Below are 15029 nucleotides of genomic sequence, written 5' to 3'. Positions count from 1 at the left end.
TTAAACGGGTGGTCGGGCCGGGGGAGCGGGCCGGCGTTGCTTCCGCGTCAGCGGGAGACAGGACGTGGCTGAGGTTGTTGCCCTCGTCGATTATGGCGCGGGAAACCTCCATTCGGTCGCCAACGCCCTAAAGGCGGCAGGCTGTGAGGCCGTCACCGTTACCGCCAACCCCGATGTTGTGCGCGCGGCAGACCGGATCGTCCTGCCCGGCGTCGGCAGTTTCAAGGCTTGCGCCGAAGGGCTGCGCGCGATCCCGCATCTGGAAGAGACATTGCGCGAACGCGTGCTGGTGGGCGCCGCGCCGTTCCTGGGGATTTGCGTGGGCATGCAGTTGCTGGCCGATCGGGGGGTGGAACACGGGGTGACTCCGGGCCTCGGCTGGATCGGGGGCGAGGTGCGGGCGATTGACCGGACTGACACGGCGATCAAGATTCCCCACATGGGCTGGAACGATGTGGAGATCACGCCCCATGCCGCGCTGATCGAACCGGGCGAGGCCTATTTCCTTCACTCCTATCATTTCGCCCCCGAAGACGGACAGCATATCGCCGCGATCACCGATCACGGCGGCGGACTGGTTGCCGCGGTTGGGCGTGACAACATTCTTGGGGTGCAATTCCATCCCGAAAAGAGCCAGTCCTATGGGCTGGCCATGCTGGCCCGGTTTCTGGAGTGGCGTCCTTGAAGAAGGCTTTGGCATGATCATCTTTCCGGCAATCGACCTTAAGGGCGGGCAAGTGGTGCGCCTGGCCGAAGGCGATATGGACCGCGCCACGGTCTATGGCGATAATCCGGCGGCGCAGGCCATGCTGTTTGCCGAAGCAGGATCGCAGTTCCTCCACGTGGTCGATCTGGATGGCTCGTTCGCCGGGCGGGCCGAAAATCGCGCGGCGGTAGAGAGCATTCTTGAGGCCTTTCCCGGCCACGTCCAGCTGGGCGGCGGGATCCGCACGCGTGAGGCGGTTGAAAGCTGGTTCGATCTGGGGGTTGCCCGTGTGGTGATGGGCTCTGCCGCGCTGAAGGATTCCGAATTCGTGCGTGACATGGCGCGGGAGTTTCCCGGCGGAATTGTCGTCGCGGTGGACGCGCGCGACGGGATGGTTGCAACCGAAGGCTGGGCCGAGACTTCGGACGTCGAAGTGGTCGATCTGGCCCGCCGGTTTGAGGATGCAGGCGTTGCCAGCCTGCTGTTCACCGATATCGGCCGCGATGGTCTGCTCAAAGGGGTCAACATCGATGCCACGGTCGATCTGGCCCGCCGGGTCGATATTCCGGTGATCGCCAGTGGAGGGGTCAAGGGGCTGGATGACATTCACGTGCTGGCGCTTCATGCCCACGAAGGGATCGAGGGCGTGATCACCGGCCGCGCGCTCTACGAAGGGCGTCTTGATCTGGCGGCGGCGATTGCAATGGCGAACCGGGCGTGACCGTCCGGATCCGCGTCATCCCCTGCCTTGATGTCCGCGATGGGCGCGTAGTCAAAGGCGTCAATTTCGTTGACCTCAAGGACGCCGGTGATCCGGTGGAGCAGGCGCGCGCCTATGATGCGGCGGGCGCGGACGAGCTGTGCTTCCTTGATATCAGCGCCAGCCATGAAGGGCGCGGGACCTTGCTCGATGTGGTCCGGCGCACCGCCGAAGTGTGCTTCATGCCGCTGACCGTGGGCGGCGGGGTGCGTTCGGTGGATGATGCGCGGGCATTGCTGCTGGCGGGGGCCGATAAAGTGGCGGTCAATTCCGCCGCCGTATCCCGGCCCGAAGTGGTGGCTGAGATTGCCGAGAAAATGGGCAGCCAGTGTGTGGTCGCCTCGGTCGATGCCCGCAAGACAGCGGCGGGAGGCTGGGAGATCTTCACCCATGGGGGGCGTCAGGCCACCGGGATCGATGCAGTGGAGCACGCGGTTAAGCTGGCCAGGCTGGGCGCGGGCGAGCTGTTGGTCACATCGATGGACGGTGATGGCACCCAGGCTGGCTATGATCTTGCATTGACACGGACAATTGCCGATGCGGTATCGGTGCCGGTGGTGGCTTCGGGCGGGGTCGGCACGCTCGATCATCTGGTTGAGGGCGTAACCAAAGGCCACGCCAGCGCAGTGTTGGCGGCTTCGATCTTCCACTTCGGCACCTATACCATTGCCCAGGCCCACGGCGCGCTGCGCGCAGCAGGCCTGCCGGCGCGGGGGTAGATGACAGATTCATGAATGGAACCGCAGCAGTCCCGCCTTGGGACGGCTCCGGCTAAGTCCTTGCCGCACTGCACAATCGGGCGCAGGTAGCGGCCATGAACAGGGGCAAATTTCGTATCTGGAGCGCCGCTTTTGCCGCGATGGTGCTGGGCAGCGCTGCCCCGGCATTGGCCGGAACCGGGATTTCGATCCCCGAACCGACCCACCTGACCCTGATCGCCATGGCTGTGGCCGGTTTGCTGATCGGCCGGCGCGGTGGCCGCCGCCCCCCTGAAGAGTAAAGGTTGACCGGGCGCTTCGGGCAACGCATTGGCACTGCCATGGATACGCTATCGCGCCTTTCCGCCACAATTGCAGAGCGCCGCAGCGCCGATCCCGAAAGCAGCTGGGTGGCCCGGCTCAATGCGCGCGGGGTTCCGGTGATTGCACGCAAGTTTGGCGAGGAAGCGGTTGAAACGGTTGTCGCGGCGCTATCTGGCAGCAACGAAGACTTGATCGGTGAAGCGGCCGATACGCTGTTTCACCTGCTGGTCCTGCTTGATGCCAAGGGTGTGCCATTTGCCGATGTCCTGGCCGAACTTGATCGCCGCGAAGGCACCAGCGGGATCACTGAAAAAGCCAGCCGGAGCGAATGATGCCGATCGACGCCACACTGCCTTATGACAGCCAGAACATCTTCGCGAAAATCCTGCGCGGCGAGATCCCGAACAAGACCGTTTTTGAAGACGAATGGGCCCTGGCTTTTCACGATATCAACCCGCAGGCGCCATACCATGTGCTGGTGATCCCCAAGGGCGCATACGTCAGCTGGGATGATTTCTCGGCCCGGGCCAGCGCAGAAGAGATCGCCGGGTTTATCCGCGCGGTAGGCCATGTGGCGCGTGCGGCCGGGCTGGTAGAGCCGGGATATCGGCTGCTCGCCAACATCGGCGGGCACGGCCATCAGGAAGTGCCGCACCTGCATGTTCACCTGTTTGGCGGGCGTCCGCTGGGGCCGATGCTGGCGCGTTGAGGCCGAACGGTTCGATTAATACGCCGATGTGAGACGCTGCACTTGCCCTGCGACTCGCCCAGCGGCTAAGAGTCTGGCGCCATGGCGTCAGTCCCCGTCCCCCCTTCCGGCCTGATCAAGGGCAAGCTTCACCTTTTTGCGGTGCGCGCCTATTTTGAGGACACCGATCTATCGGGCGTTGTCTATCACGCCAATTACCTGCGCTGGTTCGAACGCGCCCGTTCAGATTTCGTGCGGCTGCTGGGGATTGATCAGCGCTGGGCGAATGAAACTGGCGAGGGCGCATTTGCGGTTGCCGATCTGACGATCCGCTATCTTGCTCCGGCCCGGCTTGATGATGGGGTAAGAATCGAAACCACCTGCACCGATTTGGGCGCTGCATCGTGCCGGATGCACCAGAAGGCTTTTCATGAGGACGGCCGATTGCTGTCCGAAGCGTCATTCCGTGTTGGCTTTGTCGCCCCCGATGGCCGCCCGCGCCGGATGCCTGCTGGCTGGCGCGCGGCCTTTGCCCAGATTGTTACCGAAGGAAACGCATGACCGTTCTTGATCTAATCGCCGCCGCTGCCGCCGCTGGCCCGCTGGCCGGTGAAGCGCCCCGGCACCTCAATCCGCTCAAGCTGTTTCTCGATGCCGATATTGTGGTGCAGCTGGTGATGGCCGGATTAATTCTGGCTTCGGTCTGGGTCTGGACAATCATTGTCTCGTTCAGTTTGCGCCATTCAGCCCTGAAACAGCGCTGCGATAGCTATGAGCGCGATTTCTGGAAGGCAGAGAATATCGATGCATTTCAGGCCGAACGCGGCAAAGGTGATGTGCCATCGGCGCGGGTTGCGGCAGCAGGCCTTGCAGAATGGCGCCGCTCGGCCTCGGCCAAGAATTTTGACAAGGAAGGCGCTCGCCAGCGGCTATCGCTTGCGATGGACAGCGCCATCGCGCTGGAAGCAGAAAAGCTTTCGGAACGGCTCAACTTTCTGGCCACAGTGGGCGCGGTCGCCCCGTTTGTCGGATTGTTCGGCACGGTCTGGGGGATCATGAATTCGTTCTTCCAGATCGGCCAGCAGCAGAATTCCTCACTCGCGGTGGTTGCGCCGGGGATTTCCGAGGCCCTGTTTGCCACCGCAATCGGACTGTTTGCGGCGATTCCCGCAGTTATCGCCTACAACCGCTTCGCGCACCGGGTCGATCAATTGGAAGCCCGGCTCCAGCGCTTCGCCGATCGGCTCCACGCCAGCCTCAGCCGCGAACTGGAAGGAATGTAGGGTGGGAATGGGATCGCCATCGCGCCGCAAGGGCAAGCGCCGCGGCCGCGCGCCGATGTCGGAAATCAACGTTACCCCGCTGGTTGATGTGATGCTGGTGCTGCTGATCATCTTTATGGTCACCGCGCCGCTGCTAAACGCCGGGGTGCCGGTGGATCTGCCCGATAGCAATGCCAAGCCGCTGGATCAGACGCCCGAGCAAGTGACCATTTCGATCACGCCCGATGGCGCGGTTTATCTTGATCAGGTTCCGGTTGATCCGGGCCTGCTGGGCCAGCGGCTTGCGGCCCTGCCGCGCGGGGCCGATGGCAAGCCGCCGCTGGTTACCCTTCGCGCCGACAAGGCGCTGGAATACGGCACGGTGATGGCAGTGATGGGCGAGCTGAACCATGCGGGCTTCAACGCGATATCGCTGGTCACCAACAGTTCAGTTTCGGCGCCCTAGCGATTAACCATGGCTGAAACCGCGCCTCCCGCCCCCTTGAGCCAGGAAGAAGGCATTGCCATCCCCGTGGCGCTGCTGGGCCATGTCTTGATGGTGGCGGCGCTGGTGTTTCTGAAGCCCGCCGATCTGCCGCCGCCGCTGCCTGAACGGATGGAAGTGACGATCAGCAGCGATGTTGGGCTAACCTCTACCTCGCCCGATCCCAAGGCGGATCCCGCGCCAGACAAGGGCCCCGAACTGGGCGATATGCCGCCCCCGCCGGTGCCCGATCCGGTTGCAGTGGCCAAGCCCGAACCGCGGCCCATTGTTACACCGCCCAAACCCGCGCCTGCGCCGCGCCCGCAGGTTCAGGCCAGAGCGGTGCCCAAGCCGCAGACCAAGCCCAGCCCGCCGCAAGCAAAGCCGGCCGCGCGTCCGCAAGCCCAGAGCCAGCGCAGTGCGGTTGCGCCGCGCCCGGGCACCAGGCCGGGCGCAAGCCGGTTCGATGACGCATTTGGGGCGGGCATTCCGGGCGGCAAGCCTGCGGGCAAGAGCGCCACTGCGCCAGCGGCAGCAACCGGCCAGCAGAAATCGTCCTGGACATCTTCGATCAACAACAAGGTGCTGAGGCCGTGGAATGCCTGTCCGGTTTCCGGGCTGGACGTGGAAAAATTAAGGGCCCGGGTCCACTTCACCCTGGATATCGGGGGCAGGGTTGCCAGCATCGATCCGCCGCAGGTGACCGGTATAACTGCGGCCAACCGGGCACAGGTCAAACCGTTCAGCGATTGCGCGGTGCGCGCGATCCGGCTGGCCGCGCCGTTCACCGGGCTTTCGGCGGACTATTTCAGCGATTGGAAAGATCGTACTTTGAACTTCAGAAAAAAGTGAGTGATGCCAGTGAGACACGCCCTTGCCTTGTTTGTTGCCGCACTATCGCTTCCGGCAAGTGCGCTGCTGGCCCAATCGGTGACGCCCACCGAAACGCCGCCCGTCAACGAAGAAGAGGTTGTTGGCACGCTTGATAACGATGCCAAGATCGCGATCCCGGCATTTGCCACCAATGCCGATGTGCCCACGCAGACCAGCGCCGGATCAACTTCGGCGTTGGGCTCGGCAATTTCCAATGTGATCTTCGGCGATCTCAAGAACAATGGGCTGTTCAAGCCGGTGGGGCCGGGCAGCCTGCCGCGTCCGGCGCTGGGGCAGGTTCAGGCGCCAGACTATGGCACCTGGCAGTCGCGCAGCGCCGATATGCTGCTGCAAGGCTATGTCCGGGCTGAACCGGGCGGCAACATCACGGTGGGCTGCTATCTCTATGATGTCGGGCTGGGCCAGCGGGTCGCCTCGGCCGGGTGGACTTTGCCGCCCAGCGACTGGCGCCGCGCCGCGCACAAGTGTGCCGATATGGTCTATTCGCGGCTTTCGGGTGAGAACCCGTTTTTTGACAGCCGGATCGCCTATATTGCCGAAACCGGGCCCAAGGACCGGCGGATGAAGCGGTTGGCGGTGATGGATTCGGATGGGGCCAACCACCGCTATCTCACCACTGGCCAATCGACCGCGCTGACCCCCAGGTTTTCGCCCGATTACAAGCAGATCCTGTACCTCAGCTATTTCAACGGGCAGCCACGGATCTATATCTATGATCTGGGCACATCGACCCAGCGGCTGCTGCTGCAATCGAAGAACCCGCTGTTCGCGCCGCGCTGGTCACCCGATGGCCGCTGGATCCTTTATTCGGTGGCAACCGGCGGCAATACCGATATCTACAAGATGCCGTCAGCCGGCGGTGCGCCGGTCAAGCTGACCGATAGCCCCGGCATCGATATCGGCGGCAGCTTTTCACCCGATGGCACCCGGATCGTGTTCGAAAGCGATCGCAGCGGCAGTCAGCAAGTCTATGTGATGAATTCTGACGGCAGCGGGCAAAAACGGATCAGCTTTTTTGGCGGACGCAGCGCCACGCCAGAGTGGAGCCCGCGCGGCGATCAGATTGCGTTCACCCACATCGCGGGCAATTTCCGGATCGCGGTGATGGAGCCGGGCGGCGGCAGCCTGCGCTATCTGACCGATGCCTGGCAGGATGAGGCACCAACCTGGGCGCCCAATGGCCGTGTGATCCAGTTTTTCCGCACGGCCCGGGGCAGCGGCAAAACCAGCATCTGGCAGGTTGATCTGACCGGCAAGAACGAACGGAAGCTGGAAACCCCGGTTGATGGCAGTGATCCCGCGTGGGGACCGCTTCGGCCCTGACCGGTATTGACTCAGGCAGGCAATCAAGGAAGCTTTGACAATGAAGGAGATGCCCATGAAGACCACCCTAGCGATCGCCCTGATGGCCGCCGCGCTGGCGCTGTCTGGCTGCGGAAAGAAGGCGCCCAAGGATCTTCCGGTTGCCCCGGTGGGTACCAGCGCCGAAAGCGATGGTTCGGATGGCGGCGCTGCGGTGATTGTGCCCGGCAGCCAGGCTGATTTTGCGGCGCAGATGATGGGCCAGGATACGGTCTATTTCGATACCGATCGCTACAACATCGATGGTCAGGATCAGGCGGCACTAGCCACCCAGGCATCGTGGTTGCAGCGCTATCCGGCCAAGCGGATCACGATTGAGGGGCACTGCGATGAACGCGGCACCCGCGAATACAACCTTGCGCTGGGCGAACGCCGGGCCAATGCGGCCAAGAACTATCTGGTCAGCCTGGGGATCGATCCGGCCCGCGTCACCACTGTCAGCTATGGCAAGGAAAGCCCGCTGGCGGTCGGATCGGACGAGGAAAGCTGGGCCAAGAACCGCCGCGCGGTAACGGTTACGGTTGATTGAGTGGTGTTTGGGCTAGCTATCCGCCTCCGCGAATAGCTAGCCAGGCCAGCCCGCTCCCCCGGCCCGACCTGGCAGGGAATGCCGGACGGCATTCTCGCACCGGCGTAAGCCGGACAAAAAATTAGCCGCCGATCAACGCCTGCGGGGTCACTGCGCTCAGCTGCGCCACTGCGGCAAAGCCGGCCATCAGCACGAATGACAGGGCGGCGGACAGTTTCAATTGCTTGCTCATGATGTTCAATCCTGATCAGGTATGATGGCCAGATAGGCGTCATCGGTTAATATTGCAACGCAACATTGCAAAACAAAACCTAAAACTACCCTAAAGTGCAGCTTTGGCTTGCGCAGGGGCAAGCCAAGCGCCTATCGCCAAAAGCAATGAGCCGTGCACGTAGAACCGATAATTGGGGCTTTCCCCGCTGGGGCGGCTATGGCGGCAGCCGCGATGCAGTGCAGGTGCGGCTGTGCGATCGGCAGGGCTGCACCGATGCGGGCACTTGCCCCGCGCCCAAAAGCCCCAATAACCCCGATCGCTGGATGTTCTGCCAGGCCCACGCCGCCGAATACAATCAGGGCTGGGACTATTTCGAAGGGCTAAACAAGGAAGAAGCGGCGGAACGCGAGGCGAGCGAAACCCGCGACAACTCTGGCTACAGCGAATCCGCGCATTACAGCTGGGCCGGATCGGGCGACGGTACCCGCAGCCGCGACGAACTGCGCGCGCTCGATCTGCTCGAACTTACTCCGGATGCTGATTTCGAGGCGATCAAGAAGGCCTATCGGACCAAGGCCAAAGTAGTCCACCCGGATCTGCGCCCTGGCGATGAAGACGCGGCCAAGGCCTTCCGCGCCTTGCAACTGGCCTATGAAGTGCTGCGCGCCGCCGAAGAACGGCGTGAGTGGAAGGGCTAATCAGGCCCGCTTTTTGAGCTTCTTGATCGTCGCCGAAAAGCTCAGAACAGGCCGTCCATCATCGTCGATCATCCCGCGCACAAAAATGATCGAAAAGCCTGCGCGAACAATCTCGCCGCGCCCGGTCAGCATCCGGCCGGGTTCGGCCGCGCCGATGAATTCACTGTTCATCGTCAGGGTCACCCCGTGCAGATCATGGTCAGCGCCCAGCGCGGTCATGAACAGCACATAGTCAGCAAAGGTCATCAGGGCCCCGCCGTGGATATTGCCCCCGCCGTTGCGGTTCTTGGCATCGGGCATGAACCCGCACAGCGTTCCAGCGCCATCCGGCTTGCAAAAAAACGGGCCGGAATGCTCCTCGAAATCGTCCACGGGCTCCCAGTGCTGCCACCCGGCCCATGGGCCTTGGGCAATGGTAATCAGGCGCGAATTGCCAGGAGTGTCAGCGTCGGATTGCAGCTTGTCGTGCGGTTCGTGGGTCATATCCCGTCCCAAGCAGAAGCCGCGGCGCCTTGCAACTGTCGCGGTCAGCCGCCGGTGCGGATATCGGCGGCGGCAGCTTCGAGCGGGAAAACAACCACCGCGTCGAGCAGCAGCGACCAATCGGCGCTGACCGGCTGGTGGTTGAACAGCCCCGCAGGCCTTGATCCGGCCCGGGCCAGCGTGCGGCGATCCAGATATATGGCTCCGCCTGGCGCGATTGGTCCGGCCCAAGCCTCCAGCGCATCAGGTGCCAACGAGGCGATCACGCGCGGCTGGGGCCTTCCGCGCGTGGTTCCGCCTTGCGCACCAAAGCCCAACGCAAACATCCGTTTGCCATAGCGGCGAGCAAGGTAGGCTCCGAACGGCTGGACGCCTTCAAAGCCCTTGTGCCGATGCGGTGCGCGGGCGGCATGGGCAGTGGCGGTCCAGAGGATGACCTTGGTGCCGGCCGGCCAGCGCGCCATCCAGCGCTCGAAATTGGCAAACATCTCGCGGTCGCGGCTGGCGATATAGTGGTTGAGCTCGGCCGGATCGGCGGCGGCGAAGGCGGCAAGGTTGGCCAGCATCTCGCGGCGTTCGCGGCGAACCGAACGATTGACGGATGGTGGCAGCGCAGCCATTTCCGCAAGGCACCCGGCGATGTCCCCTCGCCTTGCCGCTGCCCTGCCGTTGAACAACTGGTCGCGAAACTGCGCGCGGCAGAAGTCACGGCGCTCTGGCCGTAGTTCAGCCGTCAATTCCGCAATCACGCCGAGATTGCTGAAGTCCTGTTCGCGTCCGCCTTGCTGAAAATCGAACCCGCCCAGCCGGATGGATCCTGCGCTGGCGTGCCGGGCAAGATAAGACAGCAAGGGCTGGATTTCCCGATCATACTTCCACAAGCCGCCAACCGCCGTGGCCACCATCGCAGAGGTGATCGGTTGGCCAGCGCGGCGATTGCGGTCCAGTTGGACGAATTCATAGAAACTCGCCTCGAAAATCACCGCCGAATAGCCGCACTGCGAAACCAGCCGTTCGATCAATTTGACCTTGAACGTCTCGGTTCGCGCATCACCGTGCTCGGCTTCGCCCAGCACTGCGATCTTGCGGTTGCACAGCGCCGCTGTTGCGGCATCAAGCGCGGCGGCCTCGGATGCAGGCCGCTCGGTGGATCGCGCTGGCGGCCCGGCAAGGAGCAAGAGCAGGGCGGCGAAAGCTATCTTCATGCGCGGGCTATACAGCAGCCAGCGCCTGTTCAAAATCTGCGATCAGATCGTCGGCATCTTCAATTCCGATCGATACCCGCACCAGATTGTCGGTGATCCCAAGCTGCGCTTTGCGCTCATCGGGAACGGACAGGTGGGTCATCGCCGCTGGCAGGCTGGCGAGTGTTTCGGTGCCGCCCAGGCTGACCGCCAGCTTGGCGATCTTGAGGTTGTCGAGAAAGCGGAAAGCTTCGGCCTCGCCGCCTTTGACATAGAGCGAGAAGGTGCTGCCAGCCCCGCTGCAATGGCGATTGAAAATGTCCTGTTGGCGCGGATCGTCAATCATCCCCAGATAGCCCAGCTTTTCAACCTTGGGGTGCGCGGCCAGCCAGGCGCACACCTTGGCGGCGTTTTCACCCGCGCGGGTCATCCGCAGCTCAACCGTTTCAAGGCTGCGCATCAGCATCCAGGCGGTGTTGGGATCGGCGATCCCGCCCATGGTGTTGCGCAGCATCCGGACCGGGGTGATCCACTTCTTGGCTCCCGAGACCGATCCGGCGACCAGATCTGAATGTCCGCCGATGTATTTGGTCAGCGAATAGACCACGATGTCGGCGCCCTGATCGATCGGGCGGCTCCACAGTGGGCCCAGGAACGTATTGTCGATCGCGATCGGGCATTCCGGGCCAAATGCGGTGTCGCGGGCGGCCTTTACCGCTTCAACATCGACCAGCGCATTGGTCGGGTTGGCCGGGCTTTCCAGATAGACCATCGCCACCTTGCCGCCCTGGCTTGCCGCCTGCGCCTTGGCTTTCGCCATCACCGCATCCAGTTCTTCGCGCGTCGCACCGGCCGGGAAATCGACATAGGTGACGCCGAACCGGCTGAGTGTCTTGGCAACGAAACCTTCGCTGGCGGCATAGAGCGGGCCAGAATGGACGATCACATCGCCGGCCGAGGCAAAGGCCATGAACAATACGCAGATCGCGGTCATCCCGCTGGAAAAGCACAGCGCTTCTTCCGCGCCGTCCCAGATTGCCAGACGGCCTTCCAGGATCTGCTGGTTGGGGCCGTTGAAGCGTGAATAGACCAGGCCATCGGTGCCGCCGGGTACCTTACCCGTGATCCCTTCGAAAAACCGCTTGCCATCGGCCGCGCTGGGGAAGGCGAAAGTGCTGGTCAGGAAGATCGGAGCCTTCAGGCTGCCTTCGGACAGCATCGGATCATAACCGTGGCCCATCATCATCGTGGCCGGGCTAAGCGCGCGGTTCCCGATCCGGGTTATGGCGGCCTTGGGCTTGCGTGACGGGGTGGGGGTATCGGCCATCGGATGGCATCCTTCCTTGGTTTACGCCCCCAGGAAGGCGGGAGCCAAACGGCACGAGGGCACTGGCGCGCCTAACCTCCGCAAGCGCGCATCTCCTCTCAGGCCAGATCGTCCAGTCCAATAGCCACAGACTAAACTGATTTCAACCGCAACCGGTTCAGCTCAGCGCAGCAACCGCCCAGACCACGCCAACCATCAGCGGCACACCCGCCAGATCGAGCAGGAACCCGGCCTTCAGCACGCGCGGCAGGGCGATATGCCCGGTTGACCAGGCAAGCGCATTGGGCCCGGTCCCGGCTGGCAGCATAAAGCCCCAGCTTGCCGCCAGTGCAGCCGGCAGCGCCAGCAGGATCGGATCGGCACCCAGCGCGATCACCAGCGCGCCAACCACCGGCATGATCCCGCTGGCCGCCGCAATGTTGCTGGCAAATTCGGTGACGACCACCACGAACGCCACCAGCACCAGCGCCACAATCGGCAGCGGCACCGCGCGCAGCGGAAGCAGCATTTCGCCCAGCCAGCCCGCCAGCCCGCTGGTCGTCATCCCCATGGCCAGCGCCAGGCCCCCGCCAAACATCAGGATCACGGCCCAGGGCGCGCGGTTGGCTTCATCCCAATTGAGCAGTGACCGGCCGGTTCCATCGGGCAGAAAGAACAGCGTCAGCCCGGCGATCGCCGCAATAGTGCCATCATCAAGCCCGCCAGCGGGGAACAGCGGCTTTAGTAGCGGCATCGAAACCCAGGCCAGCACAGTCAGCACAAACACCGGGGCCAGGCGTTTTTCAGGCGTGGTCCAGGCCGGGGGCAGATGGATTGCGGCGTGGGCCGCCGCAGGATCGAAACTGCTGTGCCCGATGTGCTGAACCCGGCTGATGATCAGCGCTGCCAGCGGCACCGAAAGCAGCACCACCGGGATCCCGTACATCGACCATTCGAGGAACGAGATTTCAACCCCAAGGCTCTTGTTAAGCAGCGCCACCGCAATCGCGTTGGTTGGTGTGCCAACGATCGTACCATACCCGCCCAGCGTTGCAGCAAAGGCGATGCCCATCGGCAGCGCGCCGGCCATGCCGTCTGTTTCACCCTTGGCAACATTGCCTGATGCCAGCATCGCCAGCGCCATCGGCATCATGATCAGCGCGGTCGAGGTATTGGAAATAAACATTGAAATCAGCGCGGTAGCAGCCATTACCGCTAGCAGAAGCCGCGCCGGTGAATGCCCGGCCCGCGCCAGGATTGCCAGGGCCAGGCGGCGATGCAGGCCGGTCCGTTCAATCGCCAGGGCCAGGAAAGCGCCGCCCAGAAACAGGAACATGGTTGGCGAATAATAGGCCGATGCGGTCTTTCCGGCATCGCTTACCCCGATTAGCGGCAGCACGATGAACGGCAGCATCGCAGTGGCTGAAAGCGGCATCGCCTCGCTCATCCACCAGGCTGCCATCCACCAGACCAGCCCCGCAGTTGGCCAGGCCAGCGCGGGCATGCCGGCCGGTGCGCTGCTCAGCAAGGTGAACAGGAAACCGATCGGCCCGATCCAGAAGGCGATGCGCTGGGCGGTCATTGATCCTCCCCCTGCCCCCGCAAGCGGGGAGGAATTCGGGCGTTACTTGGGTGAAATCACCATCAGCATCTGGCGGCCTTCCATGCGTGGCCAGGCTTCCATCTTGGCGACTTCGGCGGTGTCGTCCTGAACGCGTTTCAGAAGGTTCATCCCCAGTTGCTGGTGCGAAAGTTCACGCCCGCGAAACCGCAGCGTGACCTTGACCTTGTCACCTTCGCCGATGAATTTGTGGATCGCGCGCATCTTCACATCGTAATCGTGATCGTCGATGTTGGGACGCATCTTGATTTCTTTGATTTCCTGGGTCTTCTGCGTCTTGCGGGCGAGGTTGGCCTTCTTCTGCGCCTCATACCGGAACTTGCCGACGTCGAGGAACTTGCACACCGGCGGATCGGCGTTGGGCGAGACTTCGACCAGATCCAGGCCGACCCCGGCCGCTTGCTCGATCGCCTCACGGGTGTACATCACGCCAAGGTTCTCACCTTCCTCGTCGATAACGCGGACCTTGTCGGAAGTGATCATCTGGTTGTAGCGCGGCCCGCTCTTCACGGGGGGCGTCATCATGCGCCGGGGTGGGGGTGCTATCTCTCTGTCTCCTGTTGATTCATACTTGCGCGCGTCCTTAATCGGATTCGTGCGTTTGGGAAAGGGATTACGCGGCGGCGCGCCACAGCGGGTACTGGACAAGCTTTCCCTGTACCCCCAGCAGCGCATCAATCGCCCGCGCAGGCTGCATTGCAGCGATGATCGCCGGGTCAGCGGCGTCCATCCCGCCGGTCAAGGCACCGAACGCAGGCAGGATCAACTTGCGATTGCTTGCCACGGTGCAGGGCCGGCGGACCCGGCGCCCGCGCACAGCAACTTTAAGCTGTGGGTGGTAGTGGCCTGACAACTCTGGGCGCGATTCGCCCGCGTGGGCTTCGTGGCGCAGCACCAGTCCGGCGACTTCGAGTTCGTCCAGCGCGGTCCCGCCCGGCACTTTGCCCTGGTCATGGTTGCCCGCCACCCAGATCCAGTCGGTTGCGCGGGTCAGCGCATCAAGCATGCCGGCGGCATGCGGTTCAAGCCGATCTGCCCCGGCGCGATCATGAAAATTATCGCCCAGACAAAACACCCGCCGCGCGCCGGTGGCCTGGATCGAACTGGCCACTTTCTCCAATGTCGCGCGGCTGTCATAGGGCGGAAGCATCTGACCATGCCGGGCGAAAAAGCTTGCCTTTTCAAGGTGCAGATCGGCCACCAGCAGCGCACATTCACGCGGCCAGAACAGCGCATTGCCCTCCAGCAGCAGCATTTCCTCACCGGCGAACGAAAAGGGAACCATGGCTTTCTCTTGCCGTAAGCCCCGTGGCTTGGCAAGGGTACTGTGATGACTGACTGGACCCCCGATACGCTGCGCACCAAGCAATGGTTCGAATCATTGCGCGACCGGATTTGCGCCGAGTTTGAAAAGATCGAAGCCGAGGCCGGCAGCGCCGCGCGGTTTGATTATCTCAGCTGGAACCGGGAAGAGGACGGCAACCCCAATCCCGGCGGCGGCACCCGCGGGCTGATGAAGGGCCAGGTGTTTGAGAAAGTGGGCGTCAATGTCTCAACCGTTCACGGCACTTTCGCGCCGCAATTTGCCGGCACCGTCAATGGCGCATCTGAAGACAGTCCCGGCTTTACAGCCACTGGCATCAGCTTGGTGGCGCATATGGCCAATCCGCATGTGCCGGCTGTCCACATGAACACCCGCTTCCTGACCACCACCAAAGCCTGGTTCGGCGGCGGCGGCGATCTTAACCCGCCAATCCCCTATGACGATGATACCGAAGAGTTCCACAGCGCGTTTCAGGCCGCCTGCGATGCCCAC

At 63.0% G+C, this 15029-nt stretch carries 20 protein-coding genes; 14 read left to right on the top strand and 6 right to left on the bottom strand.

Annotated elements, in window-relative coordinates; genetic code table 11:
* Positions 1 to 64: 64 nt before the first annotated feature.
* From hisH to ABL914_RS12145, 13 genes are all read left to right on the top strand, one after another.
* Positions 65 to 685, top strand: coding sequence for an imidazole glycerol phosphate synthase subunit HisH (gene hisH, locus ABL914_RS12205; RefSeq protein WP_391563458.1), 621 nt, complete (start codon positions 65 to 67; stop codon positions 683 to 685).
* 13 nt (positions 686 to 698) lie between these two features.
* On the top strand, positions 699 to 1427 hold the full coding sequence (hisA, locus tag ABL914_RS12200) for a 1-(5-phosphoribosyl)-5-[(5-phosphoribosylamino)methylideneamino]imidazole-4-carboxamide isomerase (RefSeq protein ID WP_391563457.1): 729 nt from the start codon (positions 699 to 701) through the stop codon (positions 1425 to 1427).
* Complete coding sequence (gene hisF / locus ABL914_RS12195; RefSeq protein ID WP_391563456.1) at positions 1424 to 2185, top strand: imidazole glycerol phosphate synthase subunit HisF; 762 nt, start codon at positions 1424 to 1426, stop codon at positions 2183 to 2185. Before hisA ends, hisF begins: the two co-directional genes overlap by 4 nt.
* Positions 2186 to 2280: 95 nt before the next feature.
* Positions 2281 to 2466, top strand: coding sequence for a hypothetical protein (locus ABL914_RS12190; RefSeq protein WP_391563455.1), 186 nt, complete (start codon positions 2281 to 2283; stop codon positions 2464 to 2466).
* Positions 2467 to 2505: 39 nt separating this feature from the next.
* Positions 2506 to 2820 carry a phosphoribosyl-ATP diphosphatase gene (locus ABL914_RS12185; protein ID WP_391563454.1) on the top strand — a complete coding sequence of 105 codons (315 nt, stop codon included), beginning with the start codon at positions 2506 to 2508 and terminating at the stop codon, positions 2818 to 2820.
* Positions 2820 to 3197, top strand: a complete 378-nt coding sequence (locus ABL914_RS12180; protein WP_391563453.1) for a histidine triad nucleotide-binding protein — start codon at positions 2820 to 2822, stop codon at positions 3195 to 3197. Before ABL914_RS12185 ends, ABL914_RS12180 begins: the two co-directional genes overlap by 1 nt.
* 81 nt (positions 3198 to 3278) lie before the next feature.
* Positions 3279 to 3737, top strand: coding sequence for a YbgC/FadM family acyl-CoA thioesterase (locus tag ABL914_RS12175; protein ID WP_391563452.1), 459 nt, complete (start codon positions 3279 to 3281; stop codon positions 3735 to 3737).
* A complete protein-coding gene (gene tolQ, locus ABL914_RS12170) occupies positions 3734 to 4459 on the top strand; it encodes a protein TolQ (protein ID WP_391563451.1) in 726 nt (241 codons plus the stop codon). Before ABL914_RS12175 ends, tolQ begins: the two co-directional genes overlap by 4 nt.
* A 7-nt stretch (positions 4460 to 4466) precedes the next feature.
* Positions 4467 to 4904, top strand: coding sequence for an ExbD/TolR family protein (locus ABL914_RS12165; protein ID WP_391563450.1), 438 nt, complete (start codon positions 4467 to 4469; stop codon positions 4902 to 4904).
* 9 nt (positions 4905 to 4913) lie between these two features.
* Complete coding sequence (locus ABL914_RS12160; protein WP_391563449.1) at positions 4914 to 5774, top strand: hypothetical protein; 861 nt, start codon at positions 4914 to 4916, stop codon at positions 5772 to 5774.
* Positions 5775 to 5777: 3 nt separating this feature from the next.
* Positions 5778 to 7139, top strand: a complete 1362-nt coding sequence (tolB, locus tag ABL914_RS12155; protein WP_391563459.1) for a Tol-Pal system beta propeller repeat protein TolB — start codon at positions 5778 to 5780, stop codon at positions 7137 to 7139.
* A 55-nt stretch (positions 7140 to 7194) separates the two neighbouring features.
* Positions 7195 to 7707 carry a peptidoglycan-associated lipoprotein Pal gene (gene pal, locus ABL914_RS12150; RefSeq protein WP_391563448.1) on the top strand — a complete coding sequence of 171 codons (513 nt, stop codon included), beginning with the start codon at positions 7195 to 7197 and terminating at the stop codon, positions 7705 to 7707.
* Positions 7708 to 8085: 378 nt separating this feature from the next.
* Entirely contained in the window at positions 8086 to 8619 is a 534-nt protein-coding gene (locus tag ABL914_RS12145) for a J domain-containing protein (RefSeq protein ID WP_391563447.1), read from the top strand.
* Here ABL914_RS12145 and ABL914_RS12140 read toward each other — a convergent pair whose 3' ends face one another.
* The 6 genes from ABL914_RS12140 to pdeM form a co-directional block, all read right to left on the bottom strand.
* Complete coding sequence (locus tag ABL914_RS12140) at positions 8620 to 9102, bottom strand: PaaI family thioesterase (protein WP_391563446.1); 483 nt, start codon at positions 9100 to 9102, stop codon at positions 8620 to 8622.
* Between the two features lie 44 nt (positions 9103 to 9146).
* The gene (locus ABL914_RS12135; protein ID WP_391563445.1) at positions 9147 to 10307 is read right to left on the bottom strand and encodes an erythromycin esterase family protein; all 1161 of its coding nucleotides are present in this window, start codon (positions 10305 to 10307) and stop codon (positions 9147 to 9149) included.
* Between the two features lie 7 nt (positions 10308 to 10314).
* A complete protein-coding gene (locus tag ABL914_RS12130) occupies positions 10315 to 11613 on the bottom strand; it encodes a cystathionine gamma-synthase family protein (RefSeq protein ID WP_391563444.1) in 1299 nt (432 codons plus the stop codon).
* 157 nt (positions 11614 to 11770) lie between these two features.
* On the bottom strand, positions 11771 to 13174 hold the full coding sequence (locus ABL914_RS12125; RefSeq protein ID WP_391563443.1) for an SLC13 family permease: 1404 nt from the start codon (positions 13172 to 13174) through the stop codon (positions 11771 to 11773).
* 42 nt (positions 13175 to 13216) lie between these two features.
* Positions 13217 to 13738 (bottom strand): translation initiation factor IF-3, encoded by a 522-nt coding sequence (gene infC, locus ABL914_RS12120; protein ID WP_391563442.1) that lies wholly within the window; start codon positions 13736 to 13738, stop codon positions 13217 to 13219.
* Positions 13739 to 13826: 88 nt separating this feature from the next.
* The gene (gene pdeM, locus ABL914_RS12115; RefSeq protein ID WP_391563441.1) at positions 13827 to 14498 is read right to left on the bottom strand and encodes a ligase-associated DNA damage response endonuclease PdeM; all 672 of its coding nucleotides are present in this window, start codon (positions 14496 to 14498) and stop codon (positions 13827 to 13829) included.
* A gap of 45 nt (positions 14499 to 14543) precedes the next feature.
* On the opposite strand from pdeM, the gene ABL914_RS12110 reads away from it, so the two are divergent.
* Positions 14544 to 15029, top strand: a 486-nt coding sequence (locus ABL914_RS12110; RefSeq protein ID WP_391563440.1) for a coproporphyrinogen III oxidase, incomplete at its 3' end; no start/stop codon positions are given.

This window comes from Novosphingobium sp., from assembly GCF_040079535.1.
In the GTDB taxonomy this organism is placed as follows: Bacteria; Pseudomonadota; Alphaproteobacteria; order Sphingomonadales; family Sphingomonadaceae; genus Novosphingobium.
The sequence above is the reverse complement of the archived record's forward strand: the minus strand, read 5'-3'. Positions and strand labels throughout refer to the sequence as shown.

Coding starts and splice junctions, on each gene's coding strand:
- hisA (WP_391563457.1), top strand. CDS start 699: ATGATCATCTTTCCGGCAATCGACCTTAAGGGCGGGCAAGTGGTGCGC.
- ABL914_RS12190 (WP_391563455.1), top strand. CDS start 2,281: ATGAACAGGGGCAAATTTCGTATCTGGAGCGCCGCTTTTGCCGCGATG.
- ABL914_RS12185 (WP_391563454.1), top strand. CDS start 2,506: ATGGATACGCTATCGCGCCTTTCCGCCACAATTGCAGAGCGCCGCAGC.
- ABL914_RS12180 (WP_391563453.1), top strand. CDS start 2,820: ATGCCGATCGACGCCACACTGCCTTATGACAGCCAGAACATCTTCGCG.
- ABL914_RS12175 (WP_391563452.1), top strand. CDS start 3,279: ATGGCGTCAGTCCCCGTCCCCCCTTCCGGCCTGATCAAGGGCAAGCTT.
- tolQ (WP_391563451.1), top strand. CDS start 3,734: ATGACCGTTCTTGATCTAATCGCCGCCGCTGCCGCCGCTGGCCCGCTG.
- ABL914_RS12165 (WP_391563450.1), top strand. CDS start 4,467: ATGGGATCGCCATCGCGCCGCAAGGGCAAGCGCCGCGGCCGCGCGCCG.
- ABL914_RS12160 (WP_391563449.1), top strand. CDS start 4,914: ATGGCTGAAACCGCGCCTCCCGCCCCCTTGAGCCAGGAAGAAGGCATT.
- tolB (WP_391563459.1), top strand. CDS start 5,778: ATGCCAGTGAGACACGCCCTTGCCTTGTTTGTTGCCGCACTATCGCTT.
- pal (WP_391563448.1), top strand. CDS start 7,195: ATGAAGACCACCCTAGCGATCGCCCTGATGGCCGCCGCGCTGGCGCTG.
- ABL914_RS12145 (WP_391563447.1), top strand. CDS start 8,086: ATGAGCCGTGCACGTAGAACCGATAATTGGGGCTTTCCCCGCTGGGGC.
- ABL914_RS12140 (WP_391563446.1), bottom strand. CDS start 9,102: ATGACCCACGAACCGCACGACAAGCTGCAATCCGACGCTGACACTCCT.
- ABL914_RS12135 (WP_391563445.1), bottom strand. CDS start 10,307: ATGAAGATAGCTTTCGCCGCCCTGCTCTTGCTCCTTGCCGGGCCGCCA.
- ABL914_RS12130 (WP_391563444.1), bottom strand. CDS start 11,613: ATGGCCGATACCCCCACCCCGTCACGCAAGCCCAAGGCCGCCATAACC.
- ABL914_RS12125 (WP_391563443.1), bottom strand. CDS start 13,174: ATGACCGCCCAGCGCATCGCCTTCTGGATCGGGCCGATCGGTTTCCTG.
- infC (WP_391563442.1), bottom strand. CDS start 13,738: ATGATGACGCCCCCCGTGAAGAGCGGGCCGCGCTACAACCAGATGATC.
- pdeM (WP_391563441.1), bottom strand. CDS start 14,498: ATGGTTCCCTTTTCGTTCGCCGGTGAGGAAATGCTGCTGCTGGAGGGC.